At 55.6% G+C, this 16,174-nt stretch carries 16 protein-coding genes; 10 read left to right on the top strand and 6 right to left on the bottom strand.

Annotated features, from left to right (window positions below):
- The 4 genes from sapD to sapA are packed head-to-tail and all read right to left on the bottom strand — an operon-like array spanning nt 1 to nt 4,487.
- Complete coding sequence (gene sapD, locus ACCC84_RS05545) at nt 1-993, bottom strand: putrescine export ABC transporter ATP-binding protein SapD (protein WP_004962587.1); 993 nt, start codon at nt 991-993, stop codon at nt 1-3.
- A complete protein-coding gene (gene sapC, locus ACCC84_RS05540; RefSeq protein WP_004962594.1) occupies nt 993-1,883 on the bottom strand; it encodes a putrescine export ABC transporter permease SapC in 891 nt (296 codons plus the stop codon). The genes sapD and sapC overlap by 1 nt, the downstream gene beginning before the upstream one ends.
- The gene (sapB, locus tag ACCC84_RS05535; protein ID WP_004962597.1) at nt 1,870-2,835 is read right to left on the bottom strand and encodes a putrescine export ABC transporter permease SapB; all 966 of its coding nucleotides are present in this window, start codon (nt 2,833-2,835) and stop codon (nt 1,870-1,872) included. Before sapB ends, sapC begins: the two co-directional genes overlap by 14 nt.
- On the bottom strand, nt 2,832-4,487 hold the full coding sequence (gene sapA / locus ACCC84_RS05530) for an ABC transporter substrate-binding protein SapA (RefSeq protein WP_371901636.1): 1,656 nt from the start codon (nt 4,485-4,487) through the stop codon (nt 2,832-2,834). Before sapA ends, sapB begins: the two co-directional genes overlap by 4 nt.
- Nucleotides 4,488-4,704: 217 nt before the next feature.
- Here sapA and folE2 point away from each other — a divergent pair, with 217 nt between their 5' ends.
- From folE2 to wbaP, 3 genes are all read left to right on the top strand, one after another.
- A complete protein-coding gene (gene folE2, locus ACCC84_RS05525) occupies nt 4,705-5,634 on the top strand; it encodes a GTP cyclohydrolase FolE2 (protein WP_004962604.1) in 930 nt (309 codons plus the stop codon).
- On the top strand, nt 5,624-6,184 hold the full coding sequence (locus ACCC84_RS05520) for an LbetaH domain-containing protein (protein ID WP_039992079.1): 561 nt from the start codon (nt 5,624-5,626) through the stop codon (nt 6,182-6,184). The genes folE2 and ACCC84_RS05520 overlap by 11 nt, the downstream gene beginning before the upstream one ends.
- A 485-nt stretch (nt 6,185-6,669) precedes the next feature.
- Complete coding sequence (gene wbaP / locus ACCC84_RS05515) at nt 6,670-8,103, top strand: undecaprenyl-phosphate galactose phosphotransferase WbaP (RefSeq protein ID WP_371901635.1); 1,434 nt, start codon at nt 6,670-6,672, stop codon at nt 8,101-8,103.
- A gap of 105 nt (nt 8,104-8,208) precedes the next feature.
- Here the strand turns inward: wbaP and pspF are convergent, their stop codons facing one another.
- Nucleotides 8,209-9,243, bottom strand: coding sequence for a phage shock protein operon transcriptional activator (pspF, locus tag ACCC84_RS05510; protein ID WP_371901634.1), 1,035 nt, complete (start codon nt 9,241-9,243; stop codon nt 8,209-8,211).
- 184 nt (nt 9,244-9,427) lie between these two features.
- Here pspF and pspA point away from each other — a divergent pair, with 184 nt between their 5' ends.
- The 7 genes from pspA to tyrR all read left to right on the top strand — a co-directional run bounded on the left by pspA (nt 9,428) and on the right by tyrR (nt 15,492).
- Nucleotides 9,428-10,093, top strand: coding sequence for a phage shock protein PspA (gene pspA, locus ACCC84_RS05505; protein ID WP_004962608.1), 666 nt, complete (start codon nt 9,428-9,430; stop codon nt 10,091-10,093).
- Between the two features lie 60 nt (nt 10,094-10,153).
- Entirely contained in the window at nt 10,154-10,381 is a 228-nt protein-coding gene (pspB, locus tag ACCC84_RS05500; protein WP_039992081.1) for an envelope stress response membrane protein PspB, read from the top strand.
- On the top strand, nt 10,381-10,740 hold the full coding sequence (gene pspC, locus ACCC84_RS05495) for an envelope stress response membrane protein PspC (RefSeq protein ID WP_004962613.1): 360 nt from the start codon (nt 10,381-10,383) through the stop codon (nt 10,738-10,740). The genes pspB and pspC overlap by 1 nt, the downstream gene beginning before the upstream one ends.
- Nucleotides 10,741-10,830: 90 nt before the next feature.
- Nucleotides 10,831-11,073, top strand: a complete 243-nt coding sequence (gene pspD, locus ACCC84_RS05490; RefSeq protein WP_004962616.1) for a phage shock protein PspD — start codon at nt 10,831-10,833, stop codon at nt 11,071-11,073.
- Between the two features lie 79 nt (nt 11,074-11,152).
- Complete coding sequence (locus tag ACCC84_RS05485; protein WP_004962618.1) at nt 11,153-12,550, top strand: YcjX family GTP-binding protein; 1,398 nt, start codon at nt 11,153-11,155, stop codon at nt 12,548-12,550.
- Nucleotides 12,547-13,608: a YcjF family protein gene (locus ACCC84_RS05480; protein WP_004962619.1), complete on the top strand. Its 1,062-nt coding sequence runs from the start codon at nt 12,547-12,549 to the stop codon at nt 13,606-13,608. Before ACCC84_RS05485 ends, ACCC84_RS05480 begins: the two co-directional genes overlap by 4 nt.
- A 312-nt stretch (nt 13,609-13,920) precedes the next feature.
- Nucleotides 13,921-15,492 carry a transcriptional regulator TyrR gene (gene tyrR / locus ACCC84_RS05475; RefSeq protein WP_039992082.1) on the top strand — a complete coding sequence of 524 codons (1,572 nt, stop codon included), beginning with the start codon at nt 13,921-13,923 and terminating at the stop codon, nt 15,490-15,492.
- A 41-nt stretch (nt 15,493-15,533) separates the two neighbouring features.
- On the opposite strand, the gene tpx is transcribed toward tyrR, so the two are convergent.
- Nucleotides 15,534-16,037: a thiol peroxidase gene (tpx, locus tag ACCC84_RS05470; RefSeq protein WP_004962627.1), complete on the bottom strand. Its 504-nt coding sequence runs from the start codon at nt 16,035-16,037 to the stop codon at nt 15,534-15,536.
- Between the last annotated feature and the right edge of the window lie 137 nt (nt 16,038-16,174).

Here is a 16,174-nt window from a genome sequence, read left to right as displayed (position 1 = left end):
TTATTGCTCCTCCATGTTCAGCGGGAAGTGGCAGGCAAACAGATGGTTTTTCACCGGACGCAGGCGTGGGGTTTCGATGCATTTCTTTTGTGCATAAGGGCAGCGCGGCCCCAAACGGCAGCCGATTGGCAGGTGCTCCAGTGAGGGAATCGCTCCCGGCAGCGTGTTCAATCTGCTTTTGTGCGGCAGCGAACGGCCAAAGTCAGGCATCGCGCGGATCAGCGCCTGGGTATAAGGGTGGTGCGGCGTCGCCAGCAAATCTTCGCATTGCGCACTTTCCACCGTTTGACCGCAGTACAGTACATTTACCCGGTCGGCCCATTTGCTCATCATCTGCAAGTCATGGCTGATCAGCAAAATGGTGGTGTTGTTGTTTTGATTAAGCCGCGACAACAGGCGGAAAATCTGTGCCTGGGTGGTGGGCTCCATGGCGTTGGTGGGTTCGTCGGCTATCAATAACCGTGGCTGGTTGGCCAGCGCGATGGCAATCATCACTTTCTGGCATTCACCTTCGGTCAACTCGTAGGGGAAACTGCCCATGATATCATCATGATCCTTGATGCCGACGCGGTGCAGCAGCTCGATGGCGCGGCGCTTGCGCCAGTTGACGCGTTGCCACCAACGCCCCTTGAAGGTCCAGCCGGGGATCGCCTGCGCCAACTGACGTCCGATGCTTTCGGACGGATCAAGACAGGACTGCGGCTCCTGAAAAATAATCGATACGTTGTGGCCGACCAGTCGGCGTCGCTCACGTGGCGTTAATTGCAACAGGTCGATATCGTCAAAGCGGAAACGATCGGCGGTGACGCGCCAGTTATCTTTGGTTACGCCACAAATCGCTTTGGCTATCAGGCTCTTACCTGAGCCTGACTCACCCACCAGGCCACGGATTTCACCTTCGCTCAGCGTCATGCTAACGCGATCCACCGCCTTGACCGGCCCGTCGGCGGTCATAAATTCAATCGTCAGATTGCGGATATCGAGTAACGGCATTATTCCACTCCCGCATTGATTGCGCGGCGCATGCCGTCGCCCAATAGATTGGTCAGCAACACGCTCAGCATGATCGCCGCTCCCGGCAACATTACCGTCCAGGGCGCGACATACACCAGTTCCAAGGAATCGCCGAGCATCGCGCCCCATTCAGGCGAGGGCAACTGCGCACCAAGATCGAGGAAACCCAGCGCGGCGATATCCAGGATCGCCATCGACAGCGCACGGGTAAATTCGGTTACCAGCACCGCAGCGATATTCGGCATCACCGCGAACCATAAAATCTGCAGCGTCGTGGCGCCATCAAGGCGTGCTGCCACAACGTATTCTTTTTCCAACTCGTCGTGCACCGCGCTGTAAATGGTGCGCACCATACGTGGCAACAACGCCAGCCACACCGCCAGCATCGCGTGCTCGAGCTTCGGCCCGATAAATGCCACCACCACGATAGCCAGCAGCAGCGACGGGATTGACAGCAGGGTGTCGAGAATATGATTCAGCACCGCCGAGCGCAGGCCGTGTGTCACGCCGGCGAACACGCCGAGGATCACACCGATAACGGCAGCGGCGAGGGTTACCAGCAGCGCCGAACCATAGGTGGCGGCGGTGCCGGTGAGCAGACGACTGAGAATGTCGCGGCCCAGGTCGTCGGTACCAAGGAAAAACGATACGTTGCCGTAGCGCGACCATGAGGGCGGCAATAGCTGGTAACCAAGGAATTGCTGGTCAAGCGCATAAGGCGCCAGCAGGCTACCGAACAGCGACAGCAGGATCAGCGCAATCACACCGTAGAACCCGATCATCGCCAGCGCATCGCCATAAAAAATCCGCCAGGTGTAACGCAGCGGGCTGGGCATTTTCTTTTCACGGTATACGTTATCGAAGGGCATACCATTCCTTATGTTTCAGTGGGTTGGTTGCCGCACCGAGGATATCGGCCAGGACGTTGATGGTGATGACCAGCGTACCGACCACCATCACCCCGGCAGAAATCGCCGCGTAGTCCTGCTGGCGGATGGCGTTGATCAACCAGCGCCCCAGTCCGGGCCAGCTGAACACCATTTCGGTGATCATCGCCAGCGTCAGCATGGTGGAGAACTGCAACCCGAGCTTGGGTATGATTGGCGGCAGCGCATTGTGCAGCACGTGGCGACGAATGATGGTAAAGCGCGACAGGCCGCGCGTCGCCGCCGCCTTGATGTAGTTCTGGCTGAAGACATCGTCGGTGCTGATGCGCATCAGGCGCACCACTTCGGTGGTTGGCGCAACCGCCAGTGCCGCGATGGGCAATACCATATGGCGCAGGGCGCTGGCGATCATCTCCGCACGATAGGGAGAATCAGACAACCAGGCGTCGATCAGTGCAAAGCCGGTGACGTGTTTCACCGGGTACAGCAGATCAAAACGGCCGGATACCGGCAGCCAGCCCAGGTGCAGTGAGAAGAACAGCATCATCAGCAGCGCCAGCCAGAACACCGGCATGGAAAAGCCCAGCAGCGCAAAAGTGCTGATGGCGGTGTCTTGCCATTTACCACGCAGCACGCCAGCGATGATGCCCAGCGGAATGCCCACCAACAATGCCAGGGTAAACGCCAGAATGCACAGTTCCATGGTGGCGGGGAAGACTTCGCTGAGCTGTTCGCTGATCGCCTGACCGTTAATGCTGGATACGCCGAAATCCCAGTGCAGCAGGCTGACGAAGTAGAATTGATAGGCGTCCCACAGGCCGGCGCCGTTGAGCGGCGCACGCGGGGTAAAATAGCTCAGGCTGAAGCTGACCAGCGTCAGCAGGAACAGCGTGATGATCAGCAGTAAAAAGCGGCGTAGGGTAAAAATAATCACTTTTTCGCTCCCTCTGCGGCTTCGCGGTACACGCCGGCAAACGACGCATTACCGAACGGGCTCAATACCAGCCCCTTGATATCATAACGGTAGGCCTGCAGGCGGAGTGAGGATGCCAACGGCAGCACCGGCAACTGTTGTTCCAGAATTTTTTGCGCCTTTTGATAGTTTTCGATGCGTTGTGCCAACTGCTGGGAAAGCAGGGCATTTTGCAACACCTCGTCGAAGCCCGGATCACACCAGTGAGCATAGTTGGTTTGCGAGCGGATTGCCGCGCAGCTCAGCAGTGGCCGGAAGAAACTGTCCGGATCGTTACTGTCGGTAGCCCAGCCCGTCAGGGTAAGGTCGTGGTTCATTTCCATTAGCCGCGCTTCCTGGAAACGGCCCTCTACCGGCACGATAGTGACGTTAACCCCCACCTGCGCCAGATCGGCCTGGATCAGTTCGGCAGTTTTCAGCGGGCTTGGGTTGTAAGACTGCGATGCGGTCGGCACCCACAGTTTGAGGTTCAGGTTCTCAATGCCTGCCTGCTTGAGCATTTGTCGCGATTTGGCCGGGTTGTATTCGGTGATGTGCGCTTCGTTATCGTAGGCCCATGACGCACGCGGCAAAATCGAGGCGGCGGTTTCGGCAGTACCGTAGTAAATCGACTGCATCAGTCGCTGGTTGTTGATCGCCAGTGAAATCGCCTGCCGTACCTTCAGATCGTCGAACGGCGGCTTGCGGGTGTTGAACGCCAGATAGGCGATGTTCATGCCCGGGCGCAGCGTCAGGCGCAGGCGTGGATCGTCACGCAGGATAGACAACTGGCTGGCCGCCGGATAGGCCAGCACGTCGCACTCGCCGGTCAGCAGTTTCGACAACCGACCGGTACCGCCGGCGCTCATGTCGATCACCACCTGCGCCATGCGTGGCTTGCCCTTCCAGTAGGCGTCATTGCGTGCCAGCCGGATGTACTGGCCGGAGCGGTATTCATTGAGCAGGAAGGGGCCAGTGCCGACCGGCTCGCGGTCGATCATTTCCTGTTTGCCGGCCTGCGACAGCTTATCGGCATATTCTGCCGACAGCACCGGGGCATAGTGGGTTGCCAGGTGCCACAGGAAGGAGGCATCCGGCGCCTGCAGGCGTATTTCGACGGTGTAGTTATCGAGTTTTTTTACGCTCTGCACCGAATCGCCAAATTGCAGGCTGTCAAAGTAAGGGTATTCGCCACCGTTGACATCATGATAAGGGTGCTTCTGGTTGAAGACCCGTTGGAAGCTGAACACCACGTCGTCGGCATTCAGTCGGCGCGTCGGGGTAAACCAGTCGGTGGTCTGGAACGGCACATCCTTGCGCAGGTGAAAACGGTAGGTTGCGCCGTTATCCAGCACCTCCCAGCCTTGCGCCAGTTCGGGGATCAGACGATAAGTGTATGGATCAACGTCCAGCAAGCGATCGTACAGCTGGGCGGCCAGGGTATCGACCGTCAGGCCGCTGCTGGCCATCTGCGGGTTGAAGGTGTTCAGTATGCCGCTGACGCAATAGACAAAACCATGTTGCCGAATGTCCGGCAGTGCCGCGGCGGAGGCGGTCGTTGGTGCCGGTGGAACGGCCGCAATGGCCGAGCCGCCAAGGCATAACGTCAATATCCAAAGGGGTAAACCACGCATAGAAGCTCATGGGTTAATAAGCAATAGCGTTAGTGTACCGTACTCTGGCGATCTGCCCAATTCCTTGCATGCAATGACCGTATTTTTTGCTGATGGATTAAGCGCTTCGCTGCTTTGCAAAGGTGGCGTTGACCTAAACATCAATGATGGTTATGTTATAACATAACAATATCGTATTGCATTTTCGTTAAATCCACATTAATGAGTCAGAGGAAACATGGAAAAAACAGTATCGTCCAACCTGCCGCCATTGCCGGATGCGCAGGCCTGGCGCACAGAGAGAGGCGTGATTGACCTGGATTGGGTCGGGATGCAGGGCATAGCATTGCCGTTGGAACTGGCCGGGCGACCGCTGGCGGCGCAGATCAATGCCAGCATCAACCTGCGTGGCAGCCGAGACGGCGCGCGCGGTATTCATATGTCGCGCCTTTACGCCGCGCTGGATGGCTTGACCCAGGGGGAGCTAACGCCTCGGCGTATCATTACCACCCTGAACGATTTTTTACACTCGCAGCCAGCGCATAGCGATCGCGCGCAGTTAACCATCAGTGGCGATTTGCTATTGTCACGCCCGGCGTTGGTCAGCGCGCAACGCGGCTGGAAAAGTTACCCGCTGTGTATTGAGGCACAGCTGGCCACGGTGCCCAGGTTAACGCTGAAAGTCGGAGTGGCATATTCATCAACCTGTCCCAGTTCTGCCGCGCTCAGTCGTCAGGCTGCACAACAACAATTTCTGGTTGATTTTGACGCGGAGTCAACCAGCCTTAGCCGCCAGCGAGTGGCTGAATGGTTGGGTTTGCACGGTATGCCGGCAACGCCGCACAGCCAACGCAGCTGGGCCTGGGTAACGGTCGAGCTGTCGCCCGATGAGCAGACCGTACCGGTGATGACGCTGATTGAGCGCATTGAACACGCGTTGGGCACGCCGGTACAAACGCTGGTCAAGCGGCTGGACGAGCAGGCTTTCGCCCTGGTCAATGGCCAAAACCTGATGTTTTGTGAAGATGCTGCGCGCCGGTTGTATAACGCGCTGCAAGCATCCTGCCGTTATCGTGCAGGCCAGGTGGTGGTTGAACATCAGGAGAGTCTGCATGCTCACAATGCGGTGGCGCAACTGAGCTGGCAGGAGGATGACGATGTTGCGTAAAAATCCCAGCGGCCATTTGCCGCAGGTGTCACCAAAGGCTTATATCGATCCGACCGCCATTATTTGCGGACGGGTGATGATAGGTGATTATGTTTATGTTGGCCCTTACGCGGTGATCCGTGCCGATGAGCTTAACCCCGACGGCGAGTTGGAACCGATCGTCATTGGTGCCCATTCCAACATTCAGGACGGGGTGGTGATTCATTCCAAGGGCGGGGCGGCGGTTACCATCGGTAGCTATAGCTCGATCGCCCATCGCGCCATTGTGCATGGTCCCTGCCGTATAGACGATCGGGTATTTATCGGTTTCAACAGCGTGTTGTTCAATTGCCATGTGCGCAGCGGCTGCGTGGTGCGTTACAACGCGGTGGTAGACGGGGTGACGCTGCCGGAAAACCGCTATATCCCCTCAACTGAGCGCGTCGGTGTCGACAGTGATTTATCGCGTTATGCGGCGGTGGATCGTGATGCGTTGCAATTTTCCGAAGAGGTGGCGGCCACCAATATTGCGCTGGTACGGGGCTATCAGGCATTACGTAATGAATTTTGACCTGCACGGACTGATGGCTAATTGCACAATATTGCTGTGGTAATGAGAAAATTTCTCAACAAAGTACTTTACAGATGATACTGAGAACCATTATCATCGCTTGGCAGTTCACGGAAGGCCTCGCCTTGTGGCCCGATGTGGAAGGCACGACATTGCTCACATTGCTTCCAGTGTTTCTTAAGCCAGCTCGGGTGCTGGCTTTTTTTTTGCCTATCGCCAAGGTCTGCTGACCGCACCCCCAATTCCCCCCGAACGCCGCTGACGCCGGATTATTCCTATTCTGCGCAAAATCGGGCCACTTGCTTGTCGAGTTGAAAATTTCCACGGATACTCACAACATGTAAAAGCAATCCCATCGCGTGTCAGGTCATTACATGTTTATATTTATAGTCGCGCCCGTGGCGGTAAAGATTAATTACACGGTGAGCGAAGCTCTTTGGCTAGCATTGCGTGTTGGCAACCTGGTAGCAAAGGGATGAAACGACATGAACGTGCTTAATTATTCAAGCAAGACCACTCTGGTTAAGTTATCTCTCGCACTCTCTGATTTTCTCTTTTTTGTATTATCGCTGTTAATCGCCGTTTATCTGGTCGATCTGTTTGGTGGTAATATCCGTGATTTTATCCCCGAATCGGAAATGAGCGCGCGTTTTATGACGCATGTCATGTTGGCAGTATTATGCGTGGGATGGTTCTGGGTGAGATTGCGTCATTACAGCTATCGCAAACCGTTTTGGTTTGAGCTCAAGGAAGTGGTGCGTACTTTGCTGATCTTTGCCGTCTTCGATCTCGCCATGGTGGCGTTTTCGATGTGGCATTTTTCACGCTATGTCTGGGGGCTTACCTGGTTGTCGGCGCTGGTGCTGGTGCCTCTGGCGCGCGCAATAGTCAAACGGATACTGGATGCGTTTGGTCTGTGGAAAAAACATACGGTGATTATCGGCAGCGGGAAAAATGCCTGTGATGCCTATGCCGCATTGCAAAGTGAAGAAATTCTGGGTTTTGCTATCTGCGCGTTTTTTTCAAGCGACCAAACCGGTGCCAGACAATTAATGGGCATTCCAATCATTGATGATGAACAGCAACTGTGGTCGCAGTGCGATCCACAATTGACTCAGTTTGTGGTGGCGCTGGAGTTTGACCAGCATGCGTTGCGTGATCGATGGCTTAAAACGCTGGCAAAACATCATTGTCGTTCGGTTTCGGTGATCCCGACGTTGCGCGGCGTGCCGCTTTATGGCACAGACATGTCATTCATTTTTAGCCACGAAGTGATGATCCTGCGGGTGAGCAATAATTTGGCAAAAAGATCCTCGCGATGTCTAAAAAGGACTTTTGATATTATTGGCTCGGCGATCATTATTCTATTACTGGCGCCGGCATTGCTCCTACTGTGCTATTTGGTATCGAAAGATGGCGGTAGCGCAATTTATGGGCACCAACGGGTCGGCCGAGACGGTAAAAAATTTAATTGTCTGAAATTCCGCTCAATGGTGGTGAATTCGCAACAGGTGTTGCAGGAGTTGCTCGAACGGGATGCCGACGCGCGTGCAGAATGGGAAAAGGATTTCAAACTTAAAAACGATCCACGTATTACTCGCATTGGCCGCTTTATTCGTAAAACCAGTCTGGATGAATTACCGCAACTGTTTAACGTATTAAAAGGGGAGATGAGCCTGGTGGGGCCCCGCCCGGTAATCGAAAAAGAGCTGGAGCGTTATGCGGGTGACGTCGATTATTACTTTATGGCAAAACCAGGGATGACCGGACTGTGGCAGGTCAGTGGTCGCAATGACGTTGATTATGACACCCGCGTATATTTTGATGCCTGGTATGTAAAAAACTGGTCGCTGTGGAACGACATCGCGATTCTGTTTAAAACCATCAATGTGGTGTTAAAAAGGGACGGTGCATATTAATCGAATGCCTGATGTTGCCACTGGCCTCGCCGGGAAAGGCCGCGATATGAAAAGCCAGCGCTGATTGCAGTGGCCTATAATCGGCGTGCTGCCGCATTCAGGCGGCTATTCGCCCTCTGCCGCCGAGGTGGAATGTGCTTCTTCGGGCCGATCGTTTTGCAGCAGCGCGTGCTTTTTTAGCATGCCGCGCAGTTGATGGTAGCTCAGTCCCAGCAGTTGCGCTGCCTTGCGCTGATTGAAACGACCTTGCTGCAAGGCTGACTCCAGCAGCTTTTTCTCCTGCTGATTCTGCCAGCTCTTCATATCCAGTGGCAGTGCGGGCAGCGCGTCGCCGTGCGGTTGGCGCGTGGTTGCTGCGCTGGCGACGTGGCGGGCAAAGGGATTGATGATGATCTCATCCAGCGCGCTGCTGCTGGTGCCATGGCGATACACTGAACGTTCAACCACGTTTTTGAGTTCGCGCACGTTACCCGGCCAGGCGTAACTCAGCAACGTGTCACGGGCGCGCTCGGTAAAGCCGGGGAACAGCGGCAACGACAACTCTCTGCACATCTGAATGGCAAAATGCTCAGCCAGCAGCATGATGTCCTGCTGACGCTGGCGCAGCGGTGGCAGTTGCACCACATCGAACGCCAGCCGATCGAGCAGATCGGCGCGGAATTTGCCCGCCGCCGCCAACGCCGGCAAATCGTCGTTGGTGGCGCACACCAGCCGTACGTCAACCTGCAGCGGCTGGCTGCCGCCGACGCGCTCCAGGTGACCGTACTCAATCACCCGCAGCAGCTTTTCCTGCACCAGCATCGGCGCCGTGGCTAATTCGTCCAGAAACAGCGTACCGCCGTCGGCGCGTTCAAAACGCCCGAGATGACGTTTTTGCGCGCCGGTAAAGGCGCCTGCCTCATGACCAAACAATTCAGAATCCAGCAGGTTTTCGTTTAACGCCGCGCAATTGAGCGAAATGAACGGCCCTTGCCAGCGGTTGGAAAGATAATGCAGACGATGGGCGATCAGCTCCTTGCCCGTGCCGCGTTCACCTATCACCAATACCGGTTTGTTCAACTTTGCCAGTTGTGAAACTTGTTCCAATACTTCAATAAAGGCATTCGCTTCGCCTAACAGGTTTTCGATCTGCTCGCTCATGATGAAATTCGCCAATAGTTGGTGAGGATAATCACTTTACAGGATGCTGGCGTTGAGTCAAAAATAAATAATTATTGTTTTTCAATGATATAAAAGTTGGCACGGGTTTTGATTATATCTCTGTGTAAGCCGTTACCCCTAACGTGGCGCTTGAGACGCCATCGACACCAAGAGGAAGTAAATTATGGGCATTTTTTCTCGTTTTGCCGACATCGTGAACGCCAACATCAATACGCTGCTGGATAAGGCAGAAGATCCGCAAAAACTGGTGCGACTGATGATTCAGGAGATGGAAGACACTCTGGTAGAAGTGCGTTCCACCTCGGCGCGTGCGCTGGCGGAGAAAAAGCAGTTGCTGCGTCGCATCGAGCAGGGCGAAACCCAACTGAGCGACTGGCAGGAAAAAGCCGAACTGGCGCTGCGTAAGGACAAAGAAGATCTGGCTCGTGCGGCACTGATCGAAAAACAGAAGGTTGCCGATTTGATCGCCACCTTGACGCAGGAAGTTGCCACCGTTGAAGAAACGCTGACGCGTATGAAAAGCGAAATCGGCGAATTGGAAAACAAACTGACCGAAACACGTGCACGTCAGCAGGCGCTGACATTGCGTCATCAGGCGGCATCATCCTCGCGTGAAGTGCGTCGCCAGTTGGACAGCGGTAAACTGGATGAGGCGATGGCGCGTTTCGAGCAGTTCGAACGCCGTATTGACCACATGGAAGCGGAAGCCGAAAGCATCAGCATCGGTAAAAAGAAATCGCTTGATCAGGAGTTCGCCGAACTGAAGGCGGATGATGCCATCAGCGAGCAGCTGGCGGCGCTGAAAGCGAAAATGAACCGTTCAGAGTAATGCTCCAGCGGCCGCCGGTATGGCGGCCGCCGATGAAAGACGACATAAGAAGGAAAAAAAATGAGTGCTTTACTCCTTGCCATTCCGTTGACGATTTTTGTGCTGTTTGTCGCACCGATTTGGCTTTGGCTGCATTACAGCAATCGGCAGCAAAGCGGCATTCAGCTCAGCCATCAGGAAATGCAGCGTCTGGCGCAGTTGACCGACGATGCCAAACGCATGCGCGAACGTATTCAAGCGCTGGAAGAGATCCTTGATGCCGAACACCCGAACTGGAGACAGTCTTGATGAACAATACGCTGGGCAGTAAAAAGCTGTATCGCGTGCCGGAAGAAGGCATGGTGAAGGGCGTCTGCGCCGGCCTGGCGCATTATTTCGACGTGCCGGTACGCCTGATCCGCGTTATCGTGGTGCTGTCGATGATTTTCGGTCTGTTCTTCCTGACGCTTATCGCCTATTTTACGCTGGCCTTTCTGCTGGAAGACGCGCCGGCCAGCCGCTTCGATGGCGAACATCAGCGCACGCCGCGCCAGTTGCTTGACCGGCTGGAATATGAACTGGGCAGCGGTGAACAACGCTTGCGTCAGGTTGAGCGCTACGTCACTTCAGACACCTTCGGCGTGCAAAGCCGTTTTCGCAAGCTGTAACCTGTTACGCGTTCCTTTCCGCACCGATCTGCGTAGCGCAGGTCGGGCATATCGTCTGTTCCCCTTGATTCTCTTGCCGGAGGGCATTCCATGAACAAAACTTCAGCTATTAATGGCGCTAAAACCTCCACGTTCAAGCAAGGAGCAGCTGCAATGTTGAAGACATTGTCTAAAGTCATCATCATAGGGTTAATGAGTTACGGGCCGGCGGGGGCAACCTCATGGTTGCTGAAGACCGTCAGCCGCAAACCGCTGCGCCTGCTATTGGCGGTGGTATTGGAACCGTTGTTGCGCAAAGGGCTAAACACGCTGTTCGGGCGTTATACCCGCTAACGGCAAGCGCTAACCCGGTGCGCCGGCCAACCGGTAATGCTGCGCTTTGCAAGGTAAAAGGTATCTGCCAAGGAGAAGAATGAAACGTTTGCAAAATGAGTTAACCTCGCTGGTCAATCGCGGTATCGATCGTCATCTGCGTCTGGCGGTGACCGGCTTGAGCCGCAGCGGCAAAACGGCGTTCATCACGGCTTTCGTCAATCAATTGCTTCATGTGCACAGCGGCGCCCGCATGCCGCTGTTTTCGCCGGTGCGTGAAGAACGGCTGCTGGGGGTGAAACGCATTCCTCAGCGCGATCTGGGTATTCAGCGCTTTACCTATGACGAAGGACTGGCACAGCTGTATGGCACACCACCGAGCTGGCCGACGCCGACGCGTGGCGTCAGCGAAATTCGTCTGGCATTACGCTACCGCTCCAACGATTCGCTGCTGCGCCATTTTAAAGAGACCTCGACCCTGTATCTGGAAATCGTGGATTATCCGGGTGAATGGTTACTCGATTTACCGATGCTGGAACAGGATTATCTGGCCTGGTCGCGGCAAATGACCGGCCTGTTGCAAGGCGACCGCGCCGAATGGGCCAAGCCGTGGCTGGCGCTGTGTGACACCCTCGATCCTTTGGCACCGGCGGATGAAAACCGGCTGGCGGCGATTGCGCAGGCCTACACTGATTATCTGCTGCGTTGCAAGACCGAAGGGCTGCATTTTATTCAGCCGGGCCGCTTTGTGCTGCCGGGCGATATGGCCGGCGCGCCGGCGTTGCAATTTTTCCCGTGGCCGAAAGTCGATGCCAGCGGCGAATCCCGGCTGGCGCAGGCTGACAAACACACCAATATTGGCATGCTGCGTACGCGTTTTAACTATTACTGCCAGTCGATCGTCAAAAACTTTTATAAAGAGCATTTTTCCCGCTTCGATCGCCAGATCGTATTGGTGGACTGTCTGCAACCGCTGAACAGCGGGCCACAGGCCTTCAACGATATGCGGCTGGCGCTGACGCAGCTGATGCAAAGTTTCCACTATGGCAAGCGTACGCTGTACCGTCGGCTGTTTTCCCCTACCATCGATAAACTGATGTTCGCCGCCACCAAGGCCGACCATATCACTGCCGATCAGCACGCCAATCTGGTATCGCTGTTGCAGCAGTTGGTGCAGGAGGCGTGGCAGAACGCTGCGTTTGAAGGCATCAGCATGGACTGCGTCGGGCTGGCCTCGGTGCAGGCAACCGAAAGCGGTATCGTCGATCACCAGGGGCAGCGCATCCCGGCGCTGAAGGGCAGTCGCCTGGCAGACGGTGCGCCGCTGACAGTGTTCCCCGGCGAAGTGCCAGCGCGTTTACCCGGCCCGGCCTTTTGGCATAACCAGGGGTTCCACTTTGATGAGTTTCGTCCACAGGCGATGAGCGTGGACAGCCCGTTACCGCATATTCGTCTGGATGCGGTGATGGAGTTTTTGCTGGGAGATAAATTGCGATGAGCGAACCGTTAAAACCGCGTATCGATTTTGAACAACCGTTGCAAGCACCGCAAGAGCCGGTGCTGCGTGCCGGGATGGCCTTTGATCAACGCCAGGCGGAAAACTTCCTGCCGATCGCGGAGCAGTTGGATGCGAGCGAAGAAGAAGGGCGAGCGGAAGGCATCGTCAATGCAGCGTTGAAACCAAAGCGCAGCCTGTGGCGCAAAATGGTGAGCGCCGGACTGGCGTTGTTTGGCGTCAGCGTGGTGGCGCAGGGCGTGCAGTGGCTGCACGACGCCTGGCTGCAGCAAGACTGGATTGCCCTCGGTGGCGGCGTAGCGGGTGGGTTGATTGTCTGCGCCGGCGTTGGCTCGGTATTGACCGAGTGGCGCCGGTTATACCGCTTGCGCCAGCGTGCGGAAGAACGCGACGTCGCGCGCGATCTGCTACACAGCCATGGTCTGGGCAAAGGGCGCGAATTTTGCGAAAAGCTGGCACGTCAGGCGGGGCTGGATCAGGGGCACCCGGCGTTGCAGCGCTGGCAGGCGTCGCTGCATGAAACGCAGAACGACCGGGAAGTGGTGGCGTTATATGCCAAACTGGTGCAGCCGGTACTGGATAATCAGGCGCGCAGGGAAATCAGCCGTTCGGCGGCGGAATCAACGCTGATGATTGCCGTCAGTCCGTTGGCGCTGGTGGACATGGCGTTTATCGCCTGGCGTAATATCCGGCTGATCAACCGCATTGCGGCGCTGTATGGCATCGAACTGGGCTACTTTAGCCGTTTACGTCTGTTCAGACTGGTATTGTTGAACATCGCCTTTGCCGGCGCGTCGGAACTGGTGCGCGAAGTGGGTATGGACTGGATGTCGCAAGATTTGGCGGCGCGGCTTTCAGCGCGAGCGGCGCAGGGCATTGGCGCTGGTTTGTTGACCGCACGTCTCGGCATCAAGGCTATGGAACTGTGTCGACCGCTTCCCTGGCTGGAGGGGGATAAGCCAAAACTTGGGGATTTTCGCGGACAACTGATCAATCAGTTGAAGGACACCATGAAGAACAACAGCAAGAAAGAAAAATAATCCTGCTGGCCGCATCGCTCCCGGTGCGGCCAATTATCTCAAGGCGTAAGCCGCGCTTGACGAAAGCATTTCCCGCTGTGATTTGTTGATAATTATCCAAAAAATCCCTGCTGACTATGATAATCCACCAAGAGTAAGCTAAAATGACGCCGATGGTGTTATTCGGTTGCGTTTAAACTCATCAATGACAACGATAAATCAGAGCCCTGTCAACTTTTGCTGACAGATCGCTTCTTCCGTCCGGGATGAGAGAGTATCATGGTCGCCAATCATCCCGCGTACGTAAAACCTGCAAAAATAAGGCCACTACTGATGCGTTTGGAAGTATTTTGCGAAGACCGGCTCGGTCTCACTCGAGAACTACTCGATCTTTTGGTATCGCGCAGCATTGATTTACGTGGCATCGAAATCGATCCTATCGGCCGCATTTATCTCAATTTCTCACAGCTTGATTTCGATACATTTCGCGCGTTAATGGCCGAAATCCGCCGCATTGACGGCGTTACCGACGTACGTACCGTCAATTTCATGCCGTCCGAGCGTGAACATCGCGCATTGCGCGCGCTGCTGGAGTCGATGCCGGAGCCGGTGTTCTCCATCGACATGAAGGGCAAGGTCGAACTGGCCAACCCCGCCGCACTGGCGCTGTTCAGCCTGAACGAAGACAAGATCCGCAATCAGACAGCCGGTCAGCTGATTGGCGGCTATAACTTTACCCGCTGGTTGGAAAATGAACACGCGGCGCCGCACTCTGAGCGGGTGGTGATCCGCAGTCAGGACTTCCTGATGGATATTACGCCAATCCACCTCGAAGATGAAAACCATCAGCACGATACCGTGGGTGCGGTGGTGATGTTGAAATCAACCGCGCGCATGGGGCGGCAGTTGCAAAATCTGTCGGTGAATGATGATACCGAGTTTGATCATATCATCGCCGTCAGTCCGAAAATGCGCCAGGTACTGGAGCAGGCACGCAAGCTGGCGATGCTTGACGCACCGCTGCTGATTATCGGCGACACCGGTACCGGTAAGGACATTCTGGCGCGCGCCTGCCATTTGCGCAGCCCGCGCGGCAAGCTGCCGTTTCTGGCGCTTAACTGCGCGGCACTGCCGGATGACGTCGCGGAAAGCGAACTGTTCGGCCATGCCGCGGGCGCCTATCCCGGCGCGACCGCCAGCAAGAAAGGCTTTTTTGAGCAGGCGAACGGCGGCTCGGTGCTGCTGGATGAAATCGGCGAGATGTCGCCACGCATGCAAACCAAACTGCTGCGCTTTCTTAACGACGGTACCTTCCGACGCGTCGGCGAAGATCACGAAGTGCATGTCGATGTTCGCGTGATCTGCGCCACCCAGAAGAACCTGATCGAACTGGTACAGCGCGGCGAGTTCCGCGAAGACCTGTATTACCGCCTGAACGTGCTGACCATTACCATTCCACCGCTGCGCGAACGGCCGCAAGACATCATGCCGCTCACCGAACTGTTTGTGGCGCGCTTTGCTGACGAACAGGGCGTGGCGCGGCCGAAGCTGGCGAGCGATCTTGGTGGTTTCCTCAGCAAATACGGTTGGCCCGGCAACGTCCGTCAGTTGAAGAACGCCATTTACCGTGCGTTGACGCAAACCGAAGGCTTCGAGCTGCGGCCGCAAGATATCGTTCTGCCGGAATTTGAAGTGGAAATGTCATTGGGCGACGAAGTGCTCGACGGTTCGCTCGACGATATCAGCAAGCGTTTCGAACGTTCGGTGCTGACACGCCTTTATCGCACCTATCCAAGCACGCGTAAATTGGCTAAACGGTTGGGAGTATCACATACCGCCATCGCCAACAAGCTGCGTGAATACGGCCTCAGCAGCCGCAAGCCGGTGGAAGACGGCGAAGAGTAAAAAAAAAGCCCGACATGAGCATCGGGCTTTTTTATTTGGCGTTACTTCAGCGTCGCCAGCGCGGCTTGGTAATTCGGTTCGGTGGTAATTTCGTTGACCAGTTCGCTGTACAGGACATTGTCCTGACCATCGAGCACCACCACCGCGCGCGCGGTCAGGCCGGCCAGCGGACCGTCGCTGATTTCTACGCCGTAAGCCTGTTTGAATTCAGCGCCACGCAGGGTCGACAGCATCACCACGTTGCTCAGGCCTTCCGCGCCGCAGAAACGGGACTGGGCAAACGGCAAATCGGCAGAAATGCACAGCACCACGGTATTGTCCATTTCGCTGGCAAACTGGTTGAACTTACGCACTGAAGTGGCGCAGACGCCGGTGTCGATGCTCGGGAAAATGTTCAGCACTTTGCGTTTGCCGGCGAAGCTGCTCAGCGTCACGTCTGAAAGGTCTTTGGCAACCAGTGAAAACGCCTTGGCGCGATCGCCAGCCTGCGGCAGTTGGCCGGCAACGGCTACCGGGTTACCTTGAAAATGTACTGTCTGAGTCATGACTTGGTTCCTTTTAAGGGGTTTGATACAAAGGTATTAACCTAATTGAGCGGCCATCAGGTTGGCATTTAACATTAGGTTCACACCCTGTCGACAGTTTAAGTCAACAATGGCTACTTGGATATATAAAATTGGCT

Source organism: Serratia odorifera, assembly GCF_041448735.1.
In the GTDB taxonomy this organism is placed as follows: domain Bacteria; phylum Pseudomonadota; class Gammaproteobacteria; order Enterobacterales; family Enterobacteriaceae; genus Serratia_F; species Serratia_F odorifera.
Note: the sequence above shows the minus strand (reverse complement) of the source record. Positions and strands in the feature narration are given on the sequence as shown.